This is a genomic window from Parasphingopyxis marina (assembly GCF_014237875.1).
Classification (GTDB): domain Bacteria; phylum Pseudomonadota; class Alphaproteobacteria; order Sphingomonadales; family Sphingomonadaceae; genus Parasphingopyxis; species Parasphingopyxis marina.
On sequence record NZ_JACJVJ010000001.1, the window covers coordinates 630,963 to 652,384 of the forward strand.

Annotated in this window: 22 protein-coding genes; 20 read left to right on the plus strand and 2 right to left on the minus strand. The window is 61.1% G+C overall.

Annotated elements, in window-relative coordinates; all coding sequences use genetic code 11:
- Nucleotides 1–487 precede the first annotated feature (487 nt).
- The 9 genes from H6P80_RS03220 to H6P80_RS03260 all read left to right on the plus strand — a co-directional run bounded on the left by H6P80_RS03220 (nucleotide 488) and on the right by H6P80_RS03260 (nucleotide 7,954).
- Nucleotides 488–1,195 (plus strand): IS6 family transposase, encoded by a 708-nt coding sequence (locus H6P80_RS03220; RefSeq protein ID WP_185799894.1) that lies wholly within the window; start codon nucleotides 488–490, stop codon nucleotides 1,193–1,195.
- A gap of 22 nt (nucleotides 1,196–1,217) precedes the next feature.
- A complete protein-coding gene (locus H6P80_RS03225) occupies nucleotides 1,218–1,400 on the plus strand; it encodes a hypothetical protein (protein WP_185799895.1) in 183 nt (60 codons plus the stop codon).
- Complete coding sequence (locus tag H6P80_RS03230) at nucleotides 1,390–1,635, plus strand: lipoyl domain-containing protein (protein ID WP_185799896.1); 246 nt, start codon at nucleotides 1,390–1,392, stop codon at nucleotides 1,633–1,635. Before H6P80_RS03225 ends, H6P80_RS03230 begins: the two co-directional genes overlap by 11 nt.
- A gap of 1 nt (nucleotide 1,636) precedes the next feature.
- A complete protein-coding gene (locus H6P80_RS03235) occupies nucleotides 1,637–2,317 on the plus strand; it encodes a 2-oxo acid dehydrogenase subunit E2 (protein WP_185799897.1) in 681 nt (226 codons plus the stop codon).
- A complete protein-coding gene (locus H6P80_RS03240; protein ID WP_185799898.1) occupies nucleotides 2,314–3,372 on the plus strand; it encodes an MDR family NADP-dependent oxidoreductase in 1,059 nt (352 codons plus the stop codon). Before H6P80_RS03235 ends, H6P80_RS03240 begins: the two co-directional genes overlap by 4 nt.
- Nucleotides 3,287–5,356 carry an oxidoreductase gene (locus H6P80_RS03245; RefSeq protein WP_235973699.1) on the plus strand — a complete coding sequence of 690 codons (2,070 nt, stop codon included), beginning with the start codon at nucleotides 3,287–3,289 and terminating at the stop codon, nucleotides 5,354–5,356. The genes H6P80_RS03240 and H6P80_RS03245 overlap by 86 nt, the downstream gene beginning before the upstream one ends.
- Before the next feature lie 116 nt (nucleotides 5,357–5,472).
- Complete coding sequence (locus H6P80_RS03250; protein WP_185799899.1) at nucleotides 5,473–5,688, plus strand: transposase; 216 nt, start codon at nucleotides 5,473–5,475, stop codon at nucleotides 5,686–5,688.
- A 27-nt stretch (nucleotides 5,689–5,715) separates the two neighbouring features.
- A complete protein-coding gene (locus H6P80_RS03255) occupies nucleotides 5,716–7,110 on the plus strand; it encodes an aromatic ring-hydroxylating oxygenase subunit alpha (protein ID WP_185799900.1) in 1,395 nt (464 codons plus the stop codon).
- Nucleotides 7,111–7,171: 61 nt separating this feature from the next.
- Entirely contained in the window at nucleotides 7,172–7,954 is a 783-nt protein-coding gene (locus tag H6P80_RS03260; protein WP_185799901.1) for an SDR family NAD(P)-dependent oxidoreductase, read from the plus strand.
- 4 nt (nucleotides 7,955–7,958) lie between these two features.
- Here the strand turns inward: H6P80_RS03260 and H6P80_RS03265 are convergent, their stop codons facing one another.
- Entirely contained in the window at nucleotides 7,959–8,714 is a 756-nt protein-coding gene (locus H6P80_RS03265) for a FadR/GntR family transcriptional regulator (RefSeq protein WP_185799902.1), read from the minus strand.
- A 130-nt stretch (nucleotides 8,715–8,844) separates the two neighbouring features.
- On the opposite strand from H6P80_RS03265, the gene H6P80_RS03270 reads away from it, so the two are divergent.
- The 9 genes from H6P80_RS03270 to H6P80_RS03310 all read left to right on the plus strand — a co-directional run bounded on the left by H6P80_RS03270 (nucleotide 8,845) and on the right by H6P80_RS03310 (nucleotide 18,203).
- Entirely contained in the window at nucleotides 8,845–9,945 is a 1,101-nt protein-coding gene (locus tag H6P80_RS03270) for an NADH:flavin oxidoreductase (RefSeq protein WP_185799903.1), read from the plus strand.
- A gap of 57 nt (nucleotides 9,946–10,002) precedes the next feature.
- Nucleotides 10,003–10,515: a nuclear transport factor 2 family protein gene (locus tag H6P80_RS03275; RefSeq protein WP_185799904.1), complete on the plus strand. Its 513-nt coding sequence runs from the start codon at nucleotides 10,003–10,005 to the stop codon at nucleotides 10,513–10,515.
- Nucleotides 10,516–10,641: 126 nt separating this feature from the next.
- On the plus strand, nucleotides 10,642–11,184 hold the full coding sequence (locus tag H6P80_RS03280; RefSeq protein WP_185799905.1) for a nuclear transport factor 2 family protein: 543 nt from the start codon (nucleotides 10,642–10,644) through the stop codon (nucleotides 11,182–11,184).
- Nucleotides 11,185–11,195: 11 nt separating this feature from the next.
- Nucleotides 11,196–12,935: a class I adenylate-forming enzyme family protein gene (locus H6P80_RS03285; RefSeq protein WP_328804924.1), complete on the plus strand. Its 1,740-nt coding sequence runs from the start codon at nucleotides 11,196–11,198 to the stop codon at nucleotides 12,933–12,935.
- A gap of 396 nt (nucleotides 12,936–13,331) precedes the next feature.
- On the plus strand, nucleotides 13,332–13,727 hold the full coding sequence (locus tag H6P80_RS03290) for a hypothetical protein (protein ID WP_185799906.1): 396 nt from the start codon (nucleotides 13,332–13,334) through the stop codon (nucleotides 13,725–13,727).
- An 88-nt stretch (nucleotides 13,728–13,815) separates the two neighbouring features.
- Nucleotides 13,816–15,798 carry a TonB-dependent receptor family protein gene (locus H6P80_RS03295; protein ID WP_185799907.1) on the plus strand — a complete coding sequence of 661 codons (1,983 nt, stop codon included), beginning with the start codon at nucleotides 13,816–13,818 and terminating at the stop codon, nucleotides 15,796–15,798.
- Nucleotides 15,798–16,256, plus strand: a complete 459-nt coding sequence (locus tag H6P80_RS03300; protein WP_185799908.1) for a copper chaperone PCu(A)C — start codon at nucleotides 15,798–15,800, stop codon at nucleotides 16,254–16,256. Before H6P80_RS03295 ends, H6P80_RS03300 begins: the two co-directional genes overlap by 1 nt.
- Entirely contained in the window at nucleotides 16,253–16,864 is a 612-nt protein-coding gene (locus H6P80_RS03305; protein ID WP_185799909.1) for an SCO family protein, read from the plus strand. The genes H6P80_RS03300 and H6P80_RS03305 overlap by 4 nt, the downstream gene beginning before the upstream one ends.
- Entirely contained in the window at nucleotides 16,857–18,203 is a 1,347-nt protein-coding gene (locus tag H6P80_RS03310; protein WP_185799910.1) for a PepSY-associated TM helix domain-containing protein, read from the plus strand. The genes H6P80_RS03305 and H6P80_RS03310 overlap by 8 nt, the downstream gene beginning before the upstream one ends.
- Here the strand turns inward: H6P80_RS03310 and H6P80_RS03315 are convergent.
- Nucleotides 18,200–19,600: an aldehyde dehydrogenase gene (locus H6P80_RS03315; protein WP_185799911.1), complete on the minus strand. Its 1,401-nt coding sequence runs from the start codon at nucleotides 19,598–19,600 to the stop codon at nucleotides 18,200–18,202. The two genes, H6P80_RS03310 and H6P80_RS03315, sit on opposite strands and share 4 nt — an antisense overlap.
- A 338-nt stretch (nucleotides 19,601–19,938) precedes the next feature.
- Between H6P80_RS03315 and H6P80_RS03320 the strand changes: the two genes are divergently transcribed.
- Complete coding sequence (locus tag H6P80_RS03320) at nucleotides 19,939–20,457, plus strand: RNA polymerase sigma factor (protein WP_185799912.1); 519 nt, start codon at nucleotides 19,939–19,941, stop codon at nucleotides 20,455–20,457.
- Nucleotides 20,458–20,486: 29 nt separating this feature from the next.
- Nucleotides 20,487–21,422 carry a FecR family protein gene (locus tag H6P80_RS03325; protein WP_185799913.1) on the plus strand — a complete coding sequence of 312 codons (936 nt, stop codon included), beginning with the start codon at nucleotides 20,487–20,489 and terminating at the stop codon, nucleotides 21,420–21,422.

Consider the following 21,422-nt stretch of genomic DNA (forward strand, 5'->3'; position numbering starts at 1 on the left):
CCTGAAAAGCCACGCCCTGCGGACCCGCGGTAGGTAATATGCCCCGAATCGAGGTCTACACCGGTGCCTGCGCCTGCCACGGCTGCAGATATCGAGGCATTGACTTCCCGTGTCGTGTTAGTGCCTGCAGGCATTGCCCCATTGTCAATCGAAATACTTGCTGAACCTTCGCCGCCGAAACCGAATCCCTCGCCAAAATATGCGCTCCATGCCAAACCGTAGGCTCGGGCCTCTATTCCTGCACCTCCCCTCGCGTTCAGCCCAAGTCCGCCACCTGCGTCAACACCAACTCGAATCCTGCCGCGACTCCCGACCATTGCTCGCCAAGCCGAGCATCTCGCGTTCTGCGCGACTTCAACCGCAGCCTCTCCTGCTTCCCTGAAAATATCGCGAGCGTTCGTAAGATCATTCTGAAGCTGCGCAACTTGGATAGATCGGCACTGTCAAAGGGATGGCGGTCAGGTGATCAGATTGCTAGCCGGAGCAAATGAGCAAGGCTGACAATCCATTCCGTTACTTCCATTCATCGCCGGAAATCATCCGCATGGTTGTGATGCTTTACGTGCGGTACCCGCTGTCGTTGCGGAACGTGGAAGACCTGCTCTTTGAGCGCGGTTACGACCTGTGCCACGAAACGGTTCGGCTATGGTGGAACAGGTTCGGCCCGATGTTTGCGGCTGATATTCGGCGGCAGCGGGTCAGCCGGATGAAGGGCTTCCGACAATGGCGGTGGCACCTCGACGAGATGTACGTAAAGCTCAACGGCGAGATGGTCTATCTGTGGCGCGCCGTTGATCACGAAGGCGAAGTCCTGGAAAGCTACGTCACGAAGAAGCGGGACAAATCCGCAGCCTTGGTGTTCATGAAGAAGGCGTTGAAGCGCCACGGCAAGGCCGAGACAATCGTCACAGACGGATTGAAATCCTATCCTGCAGCAATGCGAGACCTGGGCAATGAGGACCGCCGCGAGATGGCGAGGTGGCTCAACAACCGGGTGGAGAATTCACATCTTCCATTCCGACGACGAGAGCGAGCGATGCTGAGATTTCGGCAAATGAAGTCGCTGCAGAAATTCGCTTCCGTCCACGCTTCGATTCACAACCATTTCAATTCCGAACGCCACCTCATCGACAGAGAAACCTACAAAGCCCGCCGCTCTGCCGCATTGGCAGAGTGGCAAATCCTTGCGGCATAAGTTTAGCAGGGTCTCGCCCGAATTGCGCACAACGGAGACGAGTTGCCATCCGACTGACAGCACCCTCAAGGCCGCGCCGGTCAGGATTAGCCATCCCGATGTGCCGATCCCTTTCGCGCGCAATCTCGAAGATGCTCTCCTGCCCAATGCCGACAAGATCGAGGCGGCAATCACGAAGATGATGGAGCTGCCGAATGGCGGATAGCGTACCCCTTGTCGTGCCGGACGGCCTCTGGGAGGAAGACGACGCCGAAGCTGTGGTTTCCGCTTGGCTCTACGAGGAAGGCGATTGCGTGACCGAGGGTCGTGTGATTTGCGAACTCATGGTCGAGAAGGTTTCGTTCGATATTGAAGCTCCTGCCTCTGGCATCCTCAAGATCGTTGCAAAGAAGGAAGTTTCGGTCAGTCGAGGTGATCTCCTCGCCCAAATCGAGGCCTGACATGGACAAGGAAAGCGGCGAGCCGTTTGCCGGAGTCCGGAGGGTCATTGCCGGGAAGATGCTCGAGAGCCTCTTGAGTTCGGCACAGCTCAGCTATCATACGACCTTGTGTGCCGAAAACCTGGTCGCGGCCCGCAAGGGCTGGCTCGCCCGCGGCGCCGAGGTGGGAATCGAGGACTTGATCCTGTCCTGCATCGTTGAAGCGCTTGGCCACTTTCCTCAGTTCAACGGCACCGTGCGCGGCGACCGTATATTCAGACGCGATGTGATCGACGCCTGCGTCGCCATCGACCTGCCGACGGGTCTCGTCGCTCCGGCGCTGTGGGATATCGGCAGCAAGTCGGTGCCCGAGATCGCCGCAGCGCGGCGCGAACTGCTTGACCGGGCCCGGGCCGGCAAGCTCTCGGTCAAGGAAATGACCGGCGGAACGATAACGGTGAGCAATCTCGGCCTTACTCGGGTCGAACATTTCACGCCGATATTGAATGCCGGCCAGATCGCCATTGTCGGGCTTGGCCGCATTGCCGCCAAGGCTTGGGTCGATGACGACGGATCGCTGGTGGCCAAGCGGGCGATGGGGCTTTCGCTGACCACCGATCATCGTGTGGTCGACGGCGGCGATAGCGGGGCGTTTCTCTCGAAGATCGCCGATCTCATCGAGCGTGCTGGGGAGCCGTCATGAGCAGCATGGGAAATCTGCAGGTGAAGGTCGCCATCCCCCGATCGGAACAGCTGTCTCTGCGCAACTTCGTGTTCGGCGAAACCGAGATTCCGACGGCCGAGAAAGGTGCGATCGTCGTCCGAAATCAGTATTTTACGGTCGATCCTGGCATTGCCCAGCGCCTTATCCATGGCGGTGATTATCTGACGCCGCTGGAGGCTGGCACCGTCGTGCCAAGCTTTAATGTCGGCAGGGTCACCGAATCCGGTTCCAGCGATTTCGCCGTCGGCGACGCAGTGGTACATTATGGTGGTTGGGAGCAGTACAGCGCGATCGACGTGGCCGGTCGCACTCCGGATATTTTCTCGCTGCGCAAGATTGAGGCCGAGGATGTTCCCCTCAGCCATCATCTCGGGATTCTGGGAAATAAGGGATTTTCGGCCTTTCTCGGTATCGAGCATCTCGGCGAAGTCCAGGCCGGGGAGACGGTGATCGTGTCGGCTGCAGCTGGCGCCGTAGGCGGCTATGCAGGGCAATGGGCGCGGCTGCTCGGCGCGCGGGTAATCGGCCTTACCCGGACGCCGAAGAAGGCCACCTATATCCGTTCTGAACTGCAATTCGACGCGGCACTGAATTGTCGGGCCGCCGACTTTGAAGACGGGCTCGATGGCGTGGCACCGGACGGTATCGACGTATATTTCGACAATGTGGGCGGACCTCTGCAATCCTCGATAATGGATCGCATGCGTAGGGGCGGACGGTTCCTGATCTGCGGCATGATCTCCGAATATACAGCACAAGAGCCCGTGCCGGGCCCCAATCTTTTCGTCACGGTGCGCCGCAACTTCAGAATTCAGGGATTTCTTGCCACATATTACAAGAACCTATTCCCCGATTTCCTCACGCGGGCGACAGCACTCGTGGCTAACGACGCACTTGGTGTTCGCGAGCAGATCGTGGACGGCCTGCGCCAGGCACCGGCTGCACTTCTTGGTCTATTTGACGGCCAGAACGTCGGTCAATGCATCGTGGAAGATGCGTCCGACCCGGGGACTGCAGCGGGCGCGAGCGTATGAAGGGCCAAGCACAATGAATTATACGCATGTCGACAAGCCGATCCGCATAGGCAAGAGCTTGGAGGTCAAGAACAGAGTCGTACGTCCCGCTCATGCCACGAATTTCGGCAATGGCGTTATGAACGAGCGCCTGATCAACTATCACGCTGCTCGCGCGGCCGGTGGCGTCGCGCTTTCGATCATCGAGATTCTGTCCGTTCATCCATCGAGCCCCGGAACGCTGCGCATTTACGAAGACGGGATGGAGGAGGGCTATCGCGCACTCGTCGAGGCTGTGCGTCCGCACGGGATGAAAATCTTCCAGCAGCTCTGGCATGCCGGCCATGCAGCACCGCGTGCCGATGGCGGCCCGCCCTGGTCCGCTTCCGACGTCGTAAATCCGCGCGTCAATGTCGTTCCGATTCCGATGACCAAGGCGATGATCGATGAAATTGTTGACGCATACGCCAATACTGCCGCCCTGATGGAGCAATGGGGCATGGACGGCATCGACCTGCACGCCGCGCATAGCTATCTGCCCCACCAATTTCTTTCGCCGAACACCAATTTGCGCGAGGACGATTATGGCGGTTCGCTCGAAAACCGCTGTCGCTTCACGATTGAAATACTGGAAGCCATTCGCGCGCGCGTGTCGCCCGATTTCGTGGTGGGCGTGCGCGTTGCGCCCGACGAAACCAAGGGCGGGGTCGGGCCGGACGAGCTTACCAAGGTTGTGGCCTTGCTCGAGGAGCGCAACCTCATTGACTATGTCAACATATCGATGGGCAGCTATCAGGCATTTGCCAAGATCATTGGCGGCATGCATGAACCCGCGGGCTATGAGCTCGCAACGAGCGTTCCGGTGGCGAAAAGCACGACGCTACCGACGATGGTTATCGGCCGGTTCCGGACGCTTGAAGAGGCGGACCAAGTGATCCGTTCGGGTGATGCCGACATGGTGGGCATGGTACGCGCGACCATCGCCGATCCGGACCTCGTCAAGAAAAGCCTGGACGGCAATTCGGAAGGCGTTCGCCCGTGCATCGGTTGCAATCAGGCCTGTGCCGCTCGCCCACTCGGCGTCGTTGGCTGCGCGGTCAATCCGGCCACAGGTTTCGAAGACACGCTAAGCGAAAACCTTCTGGCGAGAGTGCAGACGGCAAGACGGATATTGGTCGTCGGCGCTGGCCCGGCCGGTCTCGAGGCAGCCCGCGTTGCCGCGCTTCGCGGTCACGAGGTCGTCCTTGCTGAGGCGCAGCCCGATCTCGGCGGATCACTCAAATTTGCGGCCATGGCCCCGGCGCGTCAGGGATTCGCCGACATCCTCTTTTGGCTTGAGCAGGAGGTGTACAGGCTCGGCGTCGAAGTCCGGCTCAGCACCTATCTTGGCATTGAGGATGTTCGAGAAATTGGCGCCGACAAGGTGATCGTCGCAACCGGCGCGATGCCCCGCTATGACGGGATTCAAGCCTGCAATCCCGGTGAGCCGATCGAAGGTTTCGATCTGGCCCATGTAGTGACGAGCCTGGATCTGTTCTCGATGCCGGCGCAGGAGGTCATGCATGCGGTAGTGGTCGACGATCTCGGACATTACGAAGCGGCGGCGGCGGCGGAGCTTCTGGTCAGCCGTGGCACGACCGTCGAATTCGTTACGCGCCATGCGGCCTTTGCACCTCTTTCGGAGGCGGCGCACATGACCGAACCCGCCTTGGCCCGGCTTCAGCGCGGCGATTTCACAGTACACACCCGGACCCGCGTTAAGGAAATCACCCACGAACATGTGATCGTGTCGCCGGCGCATGACTATCTGTTCTCCAACGCGCCTCCAGAAAGGCGGCTGCGCGCCGACAAGGTGGTATTCGTTTCGGCCAACCGATCCAATCGGGAACTATACGACGAGCTGTGCGACCTCGGAATGGATGTCGAGGTAATCGGCGATGCCTTTGCACCGCGCTTTCTGGAAAGCGCAATGCGTGAGGGCCGTATGGCCGGAGCCAATTGCTGAGTTGCCTTTTCGAATGCTTCCGAAATCGCCGCCGGAATCGGATTTTCCTTGACGAAACGGCCTAAAATCGGAATCATATGAATCATAAGCATAATTAAAGGGCGAGGAAGATCGGCATGATCAAGGCACTTCATCCTTTGTTGGGCGGCGTCTACGAACTGCGCGATGATGGCATGGTCCAAGTAGAACAGGATGGCCGGCAAGGGATTTTCAGGCCGGATGGCGAATGGATCTCCGGCGAATTGAAATGGGCTGATCAGCATTATTGTTTTTGGCTGTCCAATAAATGCAGCCAGACGGCTCCGCTCCGCAATCCGCTGATCGGGAATTAGCGGCCTATCCGATAACGGGAGACGATCATGTCTGAAGTTCAAAACATCTGTAAGCGGTATAACAGTTTTCTTGAGGCGCTGCCGCCGTCGACACTAGAAAAGTTACCCGAACTCGGTGTTGATAACCGGCTGTCACCAGGATCGATGGATGTTTCGACTGACGAGATTATCTCCCGTGAAGCCCATGAACGCGAGAAGGAGCATATCTGGACCAAGGCCTGGCAGATGGCTTGCCGCGAAGAGCAGATCCCGGAAATCGGTGATCAGTATGTCTATGACATTTGCGACAAGAGCTACATCGTGGTCCGATCTGCGGAGAACGAGTTTCGCGCTTTCGTCAACTCCTGTCCGCATCGAGGGCGGCAACTGCGCGAATATAACGGCAACGCAGCCCAGATCCGCTGCGGTTTCCATGCCCTGACTTGGTCATTGGAAGGTGAGATCAAGCACCTCCCCTGTCTCAACGAGTTCACAAGACGCGGGAAGGATGATTGGCGGCTGCCGCAAATCAAAACCGGCACCTGGGGCGGCTTTGTCTTCATCAATCCCGACCCAGAGGCCGAGAGCCTAGAATCCTATCTCGGCGAACTTCCCGAGCACTTCAAGCGCTGGAAGCTCGAAGACCGCTACATTGTCGCGCATGTCCAAAAGATCTGTCCGACCAACTGGAAGGTGGCGCAAGAGGCTTTTATGGAGTCGTTCCACGTCACGACGACTCATCCTCAGGCTACGCTCGTGCAGAACAATCTCGATGTGAAGGGGGACGTATTCGGCAACTTTTCTCGGCAAATGTCGCTGCTTGCGACGCCGAGCCCTCAAAAGCGAGGCGATGTCAGCAATCAGGAGGTCGTCGATGCGGCGCTGAACCTCTTGCCCGAGGAAGAGAAGCTCCTCGAAGTGCCCGATGGCGTGCCCGCTCGGGAATTCATGGCTGAAGCGCAGCGCGAGCGCCTGCGGGTGACGCTCGGTGATCAGGTGGACGAACTCGAGCAGACTGAACTCGTCGACATCTTCTATTATACGGTCTTTCCCAACTTCCATCCTTGGGGAGCGTTCAACGAGTTAACCTACCGCTTCCGGCCGAATGGAGACGATCACCGCACGTCGATTATGGAAGTCTATTATCTACAGACCTTCAAGGAGGGCGAACGGCCGGCTCCCAATCCCACCACCCATCTCTCGATCGATCAATGGTTTAGCGAGGCGCCGGAGCTGGGCAATCTGGCCTGGGTGTTTGACCAGGACGTGCTGAACTTCCCCGCCATGCAGCGCGGGCTTGAAAGTTCCGCAACAGGCAAGATTGTCCTGACCGAATATCAGGAAATCAAAATTCGCCATTTCTACGAACTCTATCGCAAATGGCTCGGCTACGACGCCGCCGCTGCCGGCGCTGCAAGCCGGCCCCGCCTGGTGGCAGGTTGAGACCGCTCGCGGATCGGCGGATCGCGCAAGCGGGCTCGCGGACCTTAAAAATCGGAACTCGATGATGTTTTCGGCATTCGATCTCAGCGGCAAGGTCGCACTTGTTACCGGCGGCAATTCCGGCCTGGGCCTCGGCATGGCGCATGCACTCGCCGAGGCCGGAGCTGCGGTGGCGATCTGGGGCGTCAACGGATCACGCAACAGGGACGCCTTAGCGGACTTAGGAAAAGCGGGCCATAAGGTGCTCGTCCAGAAAGTTGACGTAAGCGATGAGGCGGCCGTCGAGGCGGGTGTCGCCGAAATTCTGAGCCGCTTCGGCCGGCTCGACAGCGCCGTCGCCAATGCCGGTATCTCCCAGCTGCCGCAACCCTTTCACGCGCTCGAAACGGAAAACTACCGACGCACCCTGGCGGTCAATCTCGACGGTGTGATCTGGACGTTCCGTGCGGCCTGTCGGCATATGGTCGAACGCGCCAAGGGCGGCGATCCCGGCGGTTCGCTGCTCGGCATTTCCTCGCTCACCGCGATCGAGGGGGCGGCGATGCACGAAGCCTATGCCGCCAGCAAAGGCGGCGTGAGGGCGCTTATGAAGGGATTGGCTGTCGAATATGCGCGTTACGGGGTTAGAGCCAATTCACTGCATCCCGGATGGTTTCGCACCAATATGGCCGATGAATTCTACGATAGCGAACCGTTCGCTGCGAAAATCCTGCCGCGGATTCCGGCACGACGCCCCGGCACCGGTGCCGATCTTGGCGGCATCGCCGTCTATCTGGCATCCGACGCTTCGAGCTATCACTCGGGCGACGAGATCGTGATCGATGGCGGCTATTCGGTCTTTTAGCCGATCACCGCCACTGGACCGGTTCGTTGAAGATCGCCGGCACACGGGTTCGGTGAAACTCGATTAGACTTTTCATATGGTCGTAACTCAACTGCGCGGCATTGTCGCTGTCCCGAGCGATCACGGCGTCGGCGATAAGCCGGTGGTCGTTTCGGCAATGGGGCAGAATGCCCGACGCATCCGAGTGGGTAACAATATGCTCGTTGAACAACGCGCCCAGAGCCTCGGTCAGCAGGGCAAGCACGGGATTGCCGTTGAGCCGGTTGAGCGTCGTGTGGAACTGTGCCGCGTTTCGGGTCGATTCGGTCGCAGTCTGGCCATCGCATTCCGAAACTTCCAGCACTTCTTGAAGCTCTTTCGCGATCTCATCGCGATTGCCATTACGAGCGGCGCGGCGGGCAACCAGAGGCGCAAGGATTAATAGGGCGTCCGAAACATCTTCATAGGTGGCCCCGAGCATGCGGAAGAAGAGGCTAAGCGTCCGTGCCAATCCCGTCGCGCTGGCCTCCCCGACAATAGGCCCCCCCGAAACGCCGGGTTTTATCGCGATCAGTCCTTGCACCTCAAGCAGTCTCAACGCCTCGCGCAGCGAACCGCGGCCGACCTGGAACTGCTCCTGCATGAGCTGCTCTCTGGGGAGCATGTCGCCGGTCGAATAGCCGCCTTCGGTAATGAAGGTGACGATGTCGCGAGCGACCATTTCCGAAGCCTTGAGGCTCCTCTTGGACAAGGGTTTATGATTAGGCTTCATCATGGTCATGGTTACGGCTCCGTCCCGCGACTGTCTATGCCAAGAAGGCTTTTCCGACAACATTATAGGCCGCGAGGCCATAATATTCTTTACAATCATGCATATCATTATAAGATATAAGAAAGATCTGAGAGGGCGCATGGCTGATTTTCGACTGCTTTTCGAGCCGTTCAGCAACGGAAAACTCAATCTTCGCAACCGGATCGTAATGGCGCCGATGACGCGCTACGCGTCGGCCGATGGGATTCCCACGAAGGAGGTGGCGGACTACTATCGACGCCGAGCCGAAGGTGAAGTGGGTCTGGTCATTACTGAGGGCGTCGGGATTGACCGACGCTCAGCAAGCCGCGATCCCAGCGTCCCGAACTTCTTCGGTCGGCGCGCTCTTGAAAACTGGCGAAAGGTCGTCGCTGCCGTCCACTCCTGCGGCGCAGAGATCGCACCGCAGCTTTGGCATGTCGGCGCTTCTCCGCCCAAGGATCCGGATTGGGACGAGCCTGTACGCGAAAGTCCGTCCGGCATATTTGGTGAGGGAATAGAACGCGGTCAGGCGATGGACGAGGCGGCGATCGCCGGAACGATAGAGGCTTATGCATCGGCGGCGGAAGAAACGAAGCGTATGGGCTGCGGTGCTGTGGAGCTTCACGGCGCCCACGGTTATCTGATCGACCAGTTTTTCTGGGAGGTGACCAACCGGAGAAACGACCCCTATGGAGGCTCCTCGATAGCGGAACGGTCGCGGTTTGCTGTCGAAACCGTTAAAGCCATCCGCAGCCGTGTGGGCGAAAATTTCCCGATTATCTTTCGCCTGTCGCAATGGAAGATACCCGATTACGCGGCGAAAAACGCGCAAACCCCGCAGGAGCTTGAACAATGGCTGGCACCGCTCGCGGATGCGGGCGTCGATATTTTCCATTGTTCGCAGCGCCGCTTTTGGGAGCCGGAGTTCGAGGGTTCTCCCTTGAATCTTGCCGGATGGGCGAAGAAGGTGACCGGCTGTCCGACAATCACGGTCGGCTCGGTTGGGCTGTCGGAGGCCTTCCTGGATCCGGATGCGCGACCCGAAATCGCGACCGCGCCGCTGGATGATCTGCTGGCCCGTCTCGAGCGCGAAGAATTCGATCTTGTGGCCATCGGTCGCGCCCTGATCAGCGATCCGCAATGGGCCCGTAAGGTAAAGGCCGGCCAAACCAACCTGCTCATTCCCTACAACGCCGCTGATCTGCAGCGGCTTTACTGATCCAGGGCGAAAGCTGGCGTCCTAAAAGTACCTAGCTGAACGGGAGGAGGAACCGGGATGGATATTGAAGAAATAAGCGACCGCCTGGAAATACGCCAAGTGCTGCTTCGCTATTGCCGGGGAGTCGACCGGGGTATCGCCTCGCTCATTGTAGGCGCCTATCACGAAGACGCCATCGACACGCATGGCGCGTTCACAGGCAGCGCCGAGGAATTCGCGGCGCTGTGTATCGAGAATTTCGACAAGCCAAACCTGTCGGCTCAACATCACCTCACCAATTCTATCATCGAACTGAATGGTGATCGTGCCGCGGTTGAAACCTATTTTCTCGCATGGCGGCCGCAGCTCGGCGAGAAAACCGGCGATCCGGAGCTCGTCCAGATCGGCGGCCGTTACCTGGACCGCTTCGAGAAACGCAATGGCAGCTGGAAGATCAGTCAACGAAATGTGGTGTTTGACTGGGTTCAGGCGCCGGTTCCGATCTCCGAGCTGGACGAAACGCACGGCTATCCGAAGGGCGCGCGGCGCGAAGCCGATCTTTCCGCCGCGCTGTTGTTAGACGAGACTTGAGCCTTGCGGATCGGAAGGGAACAGCATTTTTGATCCCTGATTTCCCAGCCAAATATGATTGACAGAGGTGTCGATGAAACTATTATAAAGATATGCATGAATAAGGGTACACAATAGGAGCGGAACATGTCAGACCGAGGGGCTTCTCTGGAAGAAAGAATCGACAGGCTCGAATCTATCGAGGAAATACAGCAACTTAAGAACACCTACCATCTTTACATTAATGACTGTCGTTTCGATGAGTTCGGTTCACTTTTCACCGAGGATGCGGTCGTTGACATGGGCTATATGGGTGGAGAGAGCGATTCTTGGCGAGGCCGGAAGCATATCGCGGAGCAATTTAAGCACATCCCCGAAGTCCTGAACCAGATCAAGCAGTTCATCCATTGCCACACTGTCGAAGTCGACGGCGATCGCGCTACCGGCTGGGCCTTGCTCGAGGCGCGCTATGGCAGCGGCGAGCAAAGCTATAACGTCGCCGCCAAATATGAGGACGCTTATCGGCGCGTCGACGGCAAGTGGTTGTTCGAAGCGGTATATGTCCGCTTCTACTTCACCGTGCCGATGGGACAGAGCTGGTGCGACGAGAAGCGGCATTTCCTTATCCGGCGCCCCGATTTCGGACAGGGTCCTATACAGACGGATCTCAAGCCCAATCCACCTGTCTAGGGTGTCCCATTGTGTCGAACGATCTTCCGGGCGGCTGGCCGCAAATCAGCATCGCCGAAGCCAATAGCAGGCTGACGGGACCAGGCGCGCCATTCGAGATTGTCGAAGCAGTTATTTGCGACCAGCCCATGCGGGTATGGAAGCATGCGCCAGCCACGCTCGCGCATGTTTTCGAGGCCGGCATTCGTCATGGCGACAAATGCTTCCTCGTCTTCGAGGACGAACGGATCACGTTCGACGCTTTCGGCAAGGCAACCGTTGCCTTAGCGCGAGCGCTGGAAATAGGAGGTGTCGGCCCGGGAGATCGTGTCGCCATCGTGATGCGCAATCTTCCCGAATGGCCGGTCGCGTTCTACGCAGCCGCTCTTGCGGGCGCGATAGCGGTGCCAATCAATGCCATGTGGTCTGCCGACGAATTGGTTTACGGTCTGGTCGATTGTGGAGCGAAAGCGGCGATTATAGACAGCGAACGGCTCGACAGATTGGCGGGCCGGTTGAGTGAATGCGAGCGTCTTGTTCGGGTGATCGTAGCGCGCAGTTCGGAGCCACGGTTCGCCTCCGACGCCGAACGACTCGAGGATATTATCGGCGGAACGGACCAGTGGGCGGATCTTTGCCCGCAGCCGCGGCCCGATGTCCAACTTGTCCCGGACGACGATGCGACCATTTTTTACACGTCTGGCACCACGGGCAATCCCAAGGGCGCCGTTGGCAGTCACCGGGCGATGACATCCTCTATCATCTCCATGGCCCAATCGGCCGCCCGATCGGCGCTGCGCCGTGGCGAGCCTGTTCCCGAACCTGATCCCCAAGCACCGCAGAAGAGCTTCTTGCTGGTAATCCCGATGTTCCATGTCACCGGTAGCCATTCTTTCTTGCAGGCGGCTCTTTTCCATGGGTCGAAGATTGTGTTGATGAGACGATGGGATCCGGCCGAAGGCGCACGCCTCATTGCTCGAGAGAGGATCAGCTCGGCGGGCGGTGTCCCATCGATTGCCTGGCAGTTGCTCGAACACGAGCGGATAAATGGCGGCGACCTTTCATCGTTGGAGGCACTCGTTTATGGCGGTGCGCCTTCGTCACCCGACTTGGTCAGGAGCATTACAGACTGTATTCCGGCAGTGACGCTGGCGACAGGTTGGGGTATGACAGAAACGTCTGGAACCTGCACCCATCACCAGGCCGAAGATTACGTTGCGCATCCGGATAGCTGCGGCCAGATTATCCCTATTTGCGACATGCAGATCGTCGATCTCCAGACTGGCCGCCCGGTCCCGGCCGGCGAGACCGGCGAGCTTTGCGTTCGCGGTGCGACAATCGTGCGCGGTTATTGGAACAAGCCGGAAGAAACCGAACGGTCTTTCGTCGAGGGATGGCTGCGAACCGGTGATCTGGCCCGGGTCGATGAGGAAGGTTTCTGTTATATCGTGGATCGGGCGAAAGACGTGATCATTCGGGGCGGCGAGAATATCTACTGCGTGGAAGTAGAAAACATTCTCTACGAACACCCGGACATTATAGACGCCGCGTTAGTCGGCCTGCCCGACAGGGTATTGGGCGAGATTCCTGCTGCTGTTGTGCAGGTCCGAAAGGGAAGCGAGCAGAATGAAAAGGAAATTAGGAGCTTCGTGAAAGCTCGGCTTGCGCAATTCAAGGTACCGGAAAAGGTCGCGTTTTTAGACGAAGCCCTCCCGCGTAACTCCAATGGCAAGATACTCAAGCGCCAGCTTTCTGTCTTCTTTGAAAAATGAACCGCCTCACGTGTGACTCTCCAGTTGCATGAACTAGCCCCGGGGCCTTGCTCCGGGGCGTTTTTTGTTTTGAACGTTCTATTCGTGGGAAGGACCGGGAAGAGGCGGCCTTTTACGAGTGTCTTACGTTCATCTCTTAACGCTGGTGCGAAACTGGCCGAATTGCGTCGCACAGAGACAGATTGCTGTTGGACTGACAGCACCGCCAGCCGTTTCAGAAACCCCAAAATTCCGCTAAAGCCCGGGAAGTCCGGCTTCCGATCTTTCGGATAGCGACCTGATTCATCCGGCGTCCATTTTTTTGGCCGGTAGCCGCCCGGCTGGATTGCGCGCGTACATCTCGGTTACGCCACTCCGATATTGCATCCGTCCAGAAATGAGATAGACGCCCGCGACATGCACCGGGGCTCCGCATTTCGCTATCTCGTCGCGCTGTTCGTCGCGATGGCGCTGCTTTCGAAGATAGCGGTGCCGGCGGGATGGATGCCGGTCAACGACGATGGCGTTACCCGGATAACGCTCTGCACAGGCTATGGCATCGCCGATGCCTGGATAGACGAAAACGGAAACCTGCATCGCGAAAATCCGCAGGAGGGCGGCCATGATCGTGGCGACCAGCCCTGTTCGTTCGCCGCCGCCGCAACGCCTTTTGACGGCGGCCCGGCCACGCCTGAGCTGGCGGCGCCGGTGGCGGACGGGTTCCCCGATCCGCTCGACCGGTCAACCCTGATTCCCGGCCGCGGCCTGGCGGCGCCGCCGCCGCCCGCTACCGGGCCACCTCTTCTCGCCTGAATCCCCCTAACCGCCGCTTCGCGCGGCAACGGTTCAACGCGCGTCCCGCCTGACCATGGCACGGGACGCGAGGTTCAGAAGAGAAGACATGACGAAATCCACGACGCTGCTCGGCAGCGCTTCGGCGCTTGCCGCGCTATTCGTCCAGACGCCCGCCTGGGCCGAGGACGCCCATCCCGATATCCTCGTCACTGGCGAAAGGCTGCGGGAAGCGGCCGATACCATCGCCGAAACCCCCGGCGGAGCTGATCTCGTCACCGCAGAGGATTACGAGAACCGCGCCGCCGTCTCGTTGCGCGATGCGCTGGCTTTCACGCCCGGCATTTATGCCCAGCCGCGTTTCGGACAGGAGGTTCGCCTGTCGATCCGCGGATCGGGCATCAGCCGCGGTTTCCATATGCGTGGGCTCACGCTGCTCCAGGATGGCATCCCGCTAAATCTTGCCGACGATAATGGCGATTTCCAGGAGCTGGACCCGACGATCCTCGAGCATATCGCGGTCTATCGCGGCGGCAATGCGCTGCGCTTCGGCGGCTCGACCTTGGGCGGCGCGATCAACGGCGTCACCCCGACCGGCCGGACGGCACCGGGTATCGGCCTGAGGCTCGACGGCGGCAGTTTTAATACGATCCGGGGCGTCGCCTCCTATGGCTATGCCGACGAGCGCGGCGATGCATGGGTGGCGGTCGCCGCCGATCATTCGGACGGCGAGCGCGATCATGCGACGCGCGACGCGATCCGCTTCAACGGCAATATCGGCTATCGCCTGTCCGAGGGGGTAGAAACGCGCTTCTATGCCTCGGCGCAGTCGCTGCGGCAGGAACTGCCCGGCGCGCTGGCCCTTGCCGATGCCCTCAACGCGCCGCGCTCCGGCAATTTCGTCAACGATCAGGCTCGCGACATCGATTCGCTTCGCCTCCAGAATCGGACGAGCTTCGATTTTACCGATGGATCGCTCGAGATCGGGGCGTTCCTCAACACCAAGCAACTCTACCACCCGATCTTCCAGGTCGTGGACCAGACCTCCAACGACTATGGCGCTTTCGCCCGCGTCCATTGGGCGAGCGGTCCATTTGCACTCACCGTGGGCGGCGATGCCCGTTTCGGGGCGGTCGATTCCCGGCGCTGGGTCAATATCGACGGGGGGCGGGGCGCGGCGACATTCCGCGCCGACCAGGACGCGCAGACACTCAGCCTATACGGCGAGGCGCGCTTTTCGATCACGCCGTCGCTGACGATCATTGCTGGCGGCATCTACAGCCATGGCGAGCGCGAGCAGATACAAACCTTTCCCGCGACCGCCCTTGGCGCCGCTGATTTCGACGAATTCTCTCCGAAGATGGGACTGCTTTTCGAGCCGGTCGAAGGCGTGCAGATCTACGCCAATGCCAATCGCTCGCACGAATTTCCCGGTTTCATCGAGCTTGCCCAGATTGCCAGCTTCGTGCCGCTCGATCCGCAGACGGCCTGGACATTCGAAATCGGTACGCGCGGCCGGATCGGTATCGCCGGCTGGGACGTCAGCATATACCGCGCCGATCTCGACAACGAACTGCTGCAGTTCACGGTGGGCCCGGACATCCCGGCATCGACCTTCAACGCCGACGATACGATCCATCGTGGGATCGAGGCCGGCCTCGATCTCGATTTCGCACCATGGGCCAGGCTACGCCAGATCTACCAATATACCGACTTCCGGTTCGACGGGAACGCACTCTATGGCGACAACCGGCTGCCGGTGATTCCCAAACATCTCTACCGGGCAGAACTCCGGCTCGGAACCGAAAGCCTGAACGTCGCTCCCGCCATGGAATGGGTCCCCGACGGGGCCTGGGCCGATTATGCCAACGTCCAACGCGTCGACGGCTATGCGATGATCGGCCTCACCGCCGCGGCCGGGATCGCCGGGAAAGTGTCGCTGTTCCTCGACGTCCGCAACCTGACCAACGCGCATGGCGTCGGCGACATTTCGGCCGTGATCGACACGCGCGCGCTGCTGCCCTTCCAGCAGGCAATCTTTTATCCGATCGAACGCCGCTCGGTGTTCGGCGGCGTCAGGGCGCGTTTCTGATGCGCGGGCGGAACATGCGCATCGCGCTGGGCTTGGCGGGGCTGATCGGTCTCGCCGGCTGTTCGCAATCGGCCCGGGAACCCGGCGATTTCGCGATCGAGGACGCCTGGGCGCGCGCGGCGGCGGAAGATGCGCCGGTAAGCGCGGGCTATGCGCGGATCGAAAATCGCGGCGGCGACGACCGGCTGGTTTCGGCCTCAACCCCCGTCGCGGCCGAGGCGCAAATCCACAGCGTGACGATGGAAGACGGCGTCATGCGGATGCGCGAGACGGAAGGCGGGCTTTCGCTTCCGGGAGGCGAGACGGTCGAGCTGCGGCCCGGAGGCTATCACATCATGTTGATGCAGCCGAATAGGGCCCTGGCCGAGGGCGAGCATATCCCGATCACGCTGACTTTCGAACGCGCCGCGCCAGTGACCGTCGACTTCATCATTCGGCCGATAGGTGCCGACCGATGAGCGGGGAACGCAACAGGGGCCTTCGCCGCGGACTGATCCTGTGTGCAGCCCTGCTTGCCGGGTTGCTGGGCTATCTGTGTCTGCCCCCGTACGAGCAGCCGGAGACGGTACTCGACGAGAGCATCGCCTCGATCGGCGGCCCATTCGAGCTTCTCGGCACGGACGGCGATGCCTTCGGCAGCGCGGAACTGCGGGGCCGGCCCTTCGCGATTTTCTTCGGCTTTACGCATTGCCCCGATGTCTGCCCGACGACGCTCAGCCGCCTGGCGAGCCTGCGGCAGGAAATGGGCGAAGGCGGCGATGCCTTCGACATCGTCTTCGTCACCGTCGATCCTGCCCGCGACACGCCCGGGGATATGGCGCGCTATCTCTCGCTGTTTCACACGCCGATCATCGGCCTGACCGGGAGCGAGGCGCAGATCGAGGCCGTGAAGGAGGAATTCGGGATTTATGCCGAACAAGTGCCGCTCGGAAACGGCGCCTACACTGTCGATCACACGGCAACGGTGTTCCTCATGGACGAAGAGGGGAATTTCTTCTCCGCGCTCGACGTTCACGACCGCAACGAGGACGCGATCGCCCGTCTGCGTCGCCTGATCGATGGGTAGGGCGGCGAGTCTACCCGCCCGCCGCAACGCGGTTTGGCGCTGGCACTTTTTCGCCGGGCTGATCGTGCTTCCGGCGATGGCCTGGCTCGCCGTCACCGGCGCGCTCTATCTTTACAAGCCCGAGATCGAGCGTTGGCTTTACGGAGACTGGATCGTCCTCGAACAGCCAGGTGTCGGACCATCGAAAACGCTCGAGGAACTCGTCGGCGATGCCGGCTATCAGACGCGCGGCCGCGTCGTATCGATCGCCAGCGGTGCACAAGAGGGCGAAAGTCTGCGTGTAACCGTAGAAACCGAAAACGGCCGCCGTCTTGCCTTTGTCGACCCGCGAGACGGCGTCGTGCTCGGGACGACGATCGACGGCGGCGCCATGGAGACGGTGAAGACGCTCCACAGCCTCATCATTGCCGGGCCTATCGGGAATGCCGTGATCGAGATCGTGGCAGGCTGGGCAATCGTTCTCGTCGTCACCGGCTTCTGGCTGTGGTGGCCGCGCGGAAACGGCCCGGCGCTTGCCCTACGCGGGCCGCCGCGCGCACGGCGGTTCTGGCGCGATCTCCACGCTTCGCTGGGCGCGATGGCGGGGCTCGGCATCGTCTTCCTGGCGATAACCGGCATGAGCTGGTCGGGCGTCTGGGGCAGCGGCATGCAGAGGGCGATCGCCCATTACGATATCGGCCGGCCCCGGGCGCCCGGTCCCTCGCCCTGGAGCCACGAAGATCATGCAAGACCGGAGCAGGGCGAACGACGCGAACAGCTCCCATGGCCGCAACAGGCCGCGCCGATGCCGCGCAATCGCGTACCGCATTCCCTTGCCGATATCGGACCCGATCATGTTCTCGCCATTGCTGAGGGCCGGGGGATAGGCATGCCGTGGACAATCAGCCTGCCATCCGTTCCCGATGCGCCGTATCTCGTGACACCGCAGATTACCGACGCGGCAGATTCGCGTGCCATCTATATCGATGCCCATACCGGCGACGTGCTGCAGGATGTCGGGGCAGCCGATTACGGCTTTGCCGCCAGGGCCTTCGAATGGGGCATATATACCCATCAGGGCCGGCAATATGGCGAGCCCAACCGGCTGGTCATGTTGGCGATATGCGTTTGCGTTCTGCTCCTCGCGACCAGCGCTCCGGTGATGTGGTGGATGCGCGGACGAAAAGGCCGGCCCGGCACACCGCCGCCCTCGTTCCCGCCATCTGCGCAGCGAGGCCTGTGGCTTGCAATGGCGGTGCCGGGAGTCCTCTTTCCGCTCACGGGGCTGACGATGCTCGCCGCGCTGGCGATTGGGCGGCTGCTCCCGGATCGGTCCCGCGGCGACTGGGTCGGCTGCTAGATCGGAAAGTGGCCGGGTTCGGTTTCGATCGTGATCCAGCGCAGTTCGGTAAAGGCGTCGATGCCGGCCTTGCCGCCGAACCGCCCGTAGCCCGAGGCCTTCATCCCGCCGAACGGCATCTGCGCTTCGTCGTGAACGGTGGGGCCGTTGACATGGCAGATGCCGGACTGGATTTGCCGGGCGACGTTCAGGCCGCGCGCCGTGTCTCGCGTGAAAACCGCAGCGGACAGGCCATATTCGGTATCGTTGGCGAGCTCGATCGCATGCGCTTCGTCGCGCGCGCGCGCGATGCCGACGACCGGCCCGAAGCTCTCGTCGCGGAAGAGTTTCATCTCCTGCGTCACCTTGTCGATGACATGAGCGGGCATCAGCACCTCGTGCGTCGTCTCGCCGCCAGTCAGCTGCTCTGCGCCCATCGCGAGAGCATCCTCGATCAGGCTGCGGCAATGCGCGACCGTCTTCGCGTCAACGACGGCGCCGAGCGGAGTCGTACCCTCGCGGGGATCGCCGACCGCCATCGTGTCGACCTTTGCCGCGAACCTGGCCGCAAAGGCATCGGCGACCGCTTCGACGACGATGATCCGCTCCGTCGACATGCAGATCTGGCCCTGGTTCATGAACGCGCCAAAGGCGGCGGCCTTCACCGCCTCGTCGAGATCGGCGTCCTCGAGCACGATCATCGGCGCCTTGCCGCCCAGTTCCAGCAGCACCGGCTTCAGATGCTCCGCCGCGCGCTTCGCGATTATCTTGCCCACCGCGGTAGAGCCGGTGAAGTTGATGCGTTTGACTTCGGGCGCATCGATCAACGCGCCGACGACATCTGCGGCATCGGCCGGGGCGTTGGTGACGGCGTTGACCGTTCCTTCGGGGAAGCCGGCCTCGGCAAAGGCCTGGATGATCAGTTCATGAGTGCGCGGGCATTGTTCGCTCGCCTTGAGGATCACGCTGTTGCCGCAGGCAAGCGGCACGGCGATCGCGCGTACGCCCAGAATGATGGGCGCGTTCCATGGCGCAATGCCCAGCATCACGCCGACCGGTTCGCGCAATGCCATCGCGAGACAGCCCGGCTTGTCGGACGGAATGACCTCGCCGCCGATCTGCGTGGTGATGGCGGCGGCTTCGCGGATCATCCCTGCGGCAAGACCGAGATTGAACATCGCCCAACCGGCGGTCGCGCCGATTTCTCCCATCATCGCCTCGACGAAATCATCCTTGCGCGCCTCGAGCGCGTCGGCCGCTTTCATCAGCACCGCGCGCCGCGCATTGGGGCCCAGTTTCGACCAGGCGGCAAATCCCGCCTGGGCGCGCGCCGCGATAGCGGGAATGTCGCCGGGTTGCATGGCCGTGGCGGTGGAAGCGATTTCGCCGGTCATCGGATTGATCCGCTCGAACTGCATGATCTCTCGTCCTTCTGTTTTGCGGTGCCTGTCTGGCGTTCGGGGCTTCTTGTTACGGCGTGGCGCGTGACGCAAGGCCTCGCTGACCCGGCCGATCCCCGCACGCCGCTGGTCGGATACGGACAAGGCGGAGCGCGCGGCCGTCAGGCCGATTGTCTGTCGGCGATGGCCATCAGTAACTCGACCGGCTTTTCTCTTGATCGTCATGGGGGTTAGTAGCCGTGTATTTTCGGGTTCCCATAGCGATCAAGTAATGCGAAGGGGCGGTCTCCTCGGTTCTTGGGCCGGGTCGCCAGTCCATTTCCTCGATGATATTTGGTTGGTTCCGCGATACGGAAATGAAACAGGGCCTTGAAGCCGTCTATCTCGCCGAACGCGACGCCTTGCTGCGTTTTTTGCGTGCGCGCGGCGCGGGCGCGGGCGCGGAGGACCTGCTGCAGGAATTGTGGATTCGGATCGACCGGGCCGCATCGGGGCCGATTGCCGATCCGCGATCCTATCTGTTCCGCGCGGCGAACAATCTGATGCTCGATCGGCTACGCTCTTCCGGGCGCCGTCAGGAGCGCGAGCGCGAATGGACACGGCTGAGCCAGGATGAGGAGCACGGGGCGTCCGACGCGCCGTCGGCCGAACGAAGGATCGCTTCGCGGCAGACGCTCGAGGCGGCGCGCGACGCCCTCGACGCCCTTGGAGAGCGCACCGCGGCGATATTCCGCCGCCACCGGCTGGATGGCATCGGCCAGCGGCAGATCGCGGCGGAAATGGGCCTGAGCCTCAGCGCGGTCGAGAAGCATCTGCAAAAGGCCTATCGCGCGATGATCGCATTCAGGAGGGATCTCGATGCGGATATTGAGTGACGATTCCGTCTTGGTCATGAAGGAAGACTATGCCCGAAGGATTTGACCAGGCCGAAAGCGATGCGATCACGTGGATCATCCGGATGCGGGACCCCGCATTTTCGGAGTGGGACGGGTTCACCCTGTGGCTCGAGGCGGACCCTCGGCACGCGGACATATACGATCGTCTTTCCCTGCTCGATGAAGACGCTGCCGGTCTGGTGGCGGATGGAGACCGCCAGCGTCCGCTTGCCGAGCCGGCGGCGGTGCGCCCGATCGCGCGCCGCTCGGTTCTCGGCTGGGGCATGGCGGCGGCGGCGTTTGCGGCCTTTGGCGGCTTCTGGCTCGTCGGCCCCGAACCGGGGCCGGAACTCCAGATAGCGATGACCGAATCCGGTGTGCGGCGAACCGTGGAACTGGCCGATGGCAGCACCATCCTCATGAATGGCGGCACGCGGCTCGCCTATGCGCCGGACGCGCGTTTTGCCCGGCTCGAACAGGGCGAGGCGCTGTTTTCGGTCGAACATGATGCCGCCCGGCCCTTCCGCGTGGAAGCCGCCGGCACCGAGCTTGTCGATATGGGCACGGCCTTCAACGTGACGGTAAACGGCGAGAATCTGACGGTCGCGGTCTCAGAAGGCGCGGTGGTGGTTGCGCCCGACGCGGCCGCGTTGCGGCTGGAAGCCGGTGACGGCGTGGAAATCACCGAAGGCGTGGTGCGCCGGCGGCGCGTCGATGTCGCCGATGTCGCGAGCTGGCGCGAGGGACGACTGGTCTATGCCGATGCCCCGCTCTCCGCGGTGGCTGACGATCTCTCGCGCAACCTGGGTATCGAGGTGCGGGCCGCCCCGTCGGTCGCCGCCTCGTCCTTCAGCGGCGTCATCCGGCTCGACCAACCGCCCGCCCGCCTTTTGCCGGTCGTGGGCAGGCTGACGGGAACCGAAGCCCGGCGCCAGGGGGCCGGCTGGATATTGACGCGAGGCTAG

Bases quoted from the DNA above. Each gene is read 5' to 3' on its own strand.
- H6P80_RS03290 (WP_185799906.1), top strand. From the start codon at position 13,332: ATGCACCGGGGCTCCGCATTTCGCTATCTCGTCGCGCTGTTCGTCGCG.
- H6P80_RS03325 (WP_185799913.1), top strand. From the start codon at position 20,487: ATGCCCGAAGGATTTGACCAGGCCGAAAGCGATGCGATCACGTGGATC.
- H6P80_RS03305 (WP_185799909.1), top strand. From the start codon at position 16,253: ATGAGCGGGGAACGCAACAGGGGCCTTCGCCGCGGACTGATCCTGTGT.
- H6P80_RS03300 (WP_185799908.1), top strand. From the start codon at position 15,798: ATGCGCGGGCGGAACATGCGCATCGCGCTGGGCTTGGCGGGGCTGATC.
- H6P80_RS03235 (WP_185799897.1), top strand. From the start codon at position 1,637: ATGGACAAGGAAAGCGGCGAGCCGTTTGCCGGAGTCCGGAGGGTCATT.
- H6P80_RS03220 (WP_185799894.1), top strand. From the start codon at position 488: ATGAGCAAGGCTGACAATCCATTCCGTTACTTCCATTCATCGCCGGAA.
- H6P80_RS03230 (WP_185799896.1), top strand. From the start codon at position 1,390: ATGGCGGATAGCGTACCCCTTGTCGTGCCGGACGGCCTCTGGGAGGAA.
- H6P80_RS03265 (WP_185799902.1), bottom strand. From the start codon at position 8,714: ATGACCATGATGAAGCCTAATCATAAACCCTTGTCCAAGAGGAGCCTC.
- H6P80_RS03280 (WP_185799905.1), top strand. From the start codon at position 10,642: ATGTCAGACCGAGGGGCTTCTCTGGAAGAAAGAATCGACAGGCTCGAA.
- H6P80_RS03260 (WP_185799901.1), top strand. From the start codon at position 7,172: ATGATGTTTTCGGCATTCGATCTCAGCGGCAAGGTCGCACTTGTTACC.
- H6P80_RS03240 (WP_185799898.1), top strand. From the start codon at position 2,314: ATGAGCAGCATGGGAAATCTGCAGGTGAAGGTCGCCATCCCCCGATCG.
- H6P80_RS03315 (WP_185799911.1), bottom strand. From the start codon at position 19,600: ATGCAGTTCGAGCGGATCAATCCGATGACCGGCGAAATCGCTTCCACC.
- H6P80_RS03270 (WP_185799903.1), top strand. From the start codon at position 8,845: ATGGCTGATTTTCGACTGCTTTTCGAGCCGTTCAGCAACGGAAAACTC.
- H6P80_RS03250 (WP_185799899.1), top strand. From the start codon at position 5,473: ATGATCAAGGCACTTCATCCTTTGTTGGGCGGCGTCTACGAACTGCGC.
- H6P80_RS03320 (WP_185799912.1), top strand. From the start codon at position 19,939: ATGAAACAGGGCCTTGAAGCCGTCTATCTCGCCGAACGCGACGCCTTG.
- H6P80_RS03310 (WP_185799910.1), top strand. From the start codon at position 16,857: ATGGGTAGGGCGGCGAGTCTACCCGCCCGCCGCAACGCGGTTTGGCGC.
- H6P80_RS03295 (WP_185799907.1), top strand. From the start codon at position 13,816: ATGACGAAATCCACGACGCTGCTCGGCAGCGCTTCGGCGCTTGCCGCG.
- H6P80_RS03255 (WP_185799900.1), top strand. From the start codon at position 5,716: ATGTCTGAAGTTCAAAACATCTGTAAGCGGTATAACAGTTTTCTTGAG.
- H6P80_RS03275 (WP_185799904.1), top strand. From the start codon at position 10,003: ATGGATATTGAAGAAATAAGCGACCGCCTGGAAATACGCCAAGTGCTG.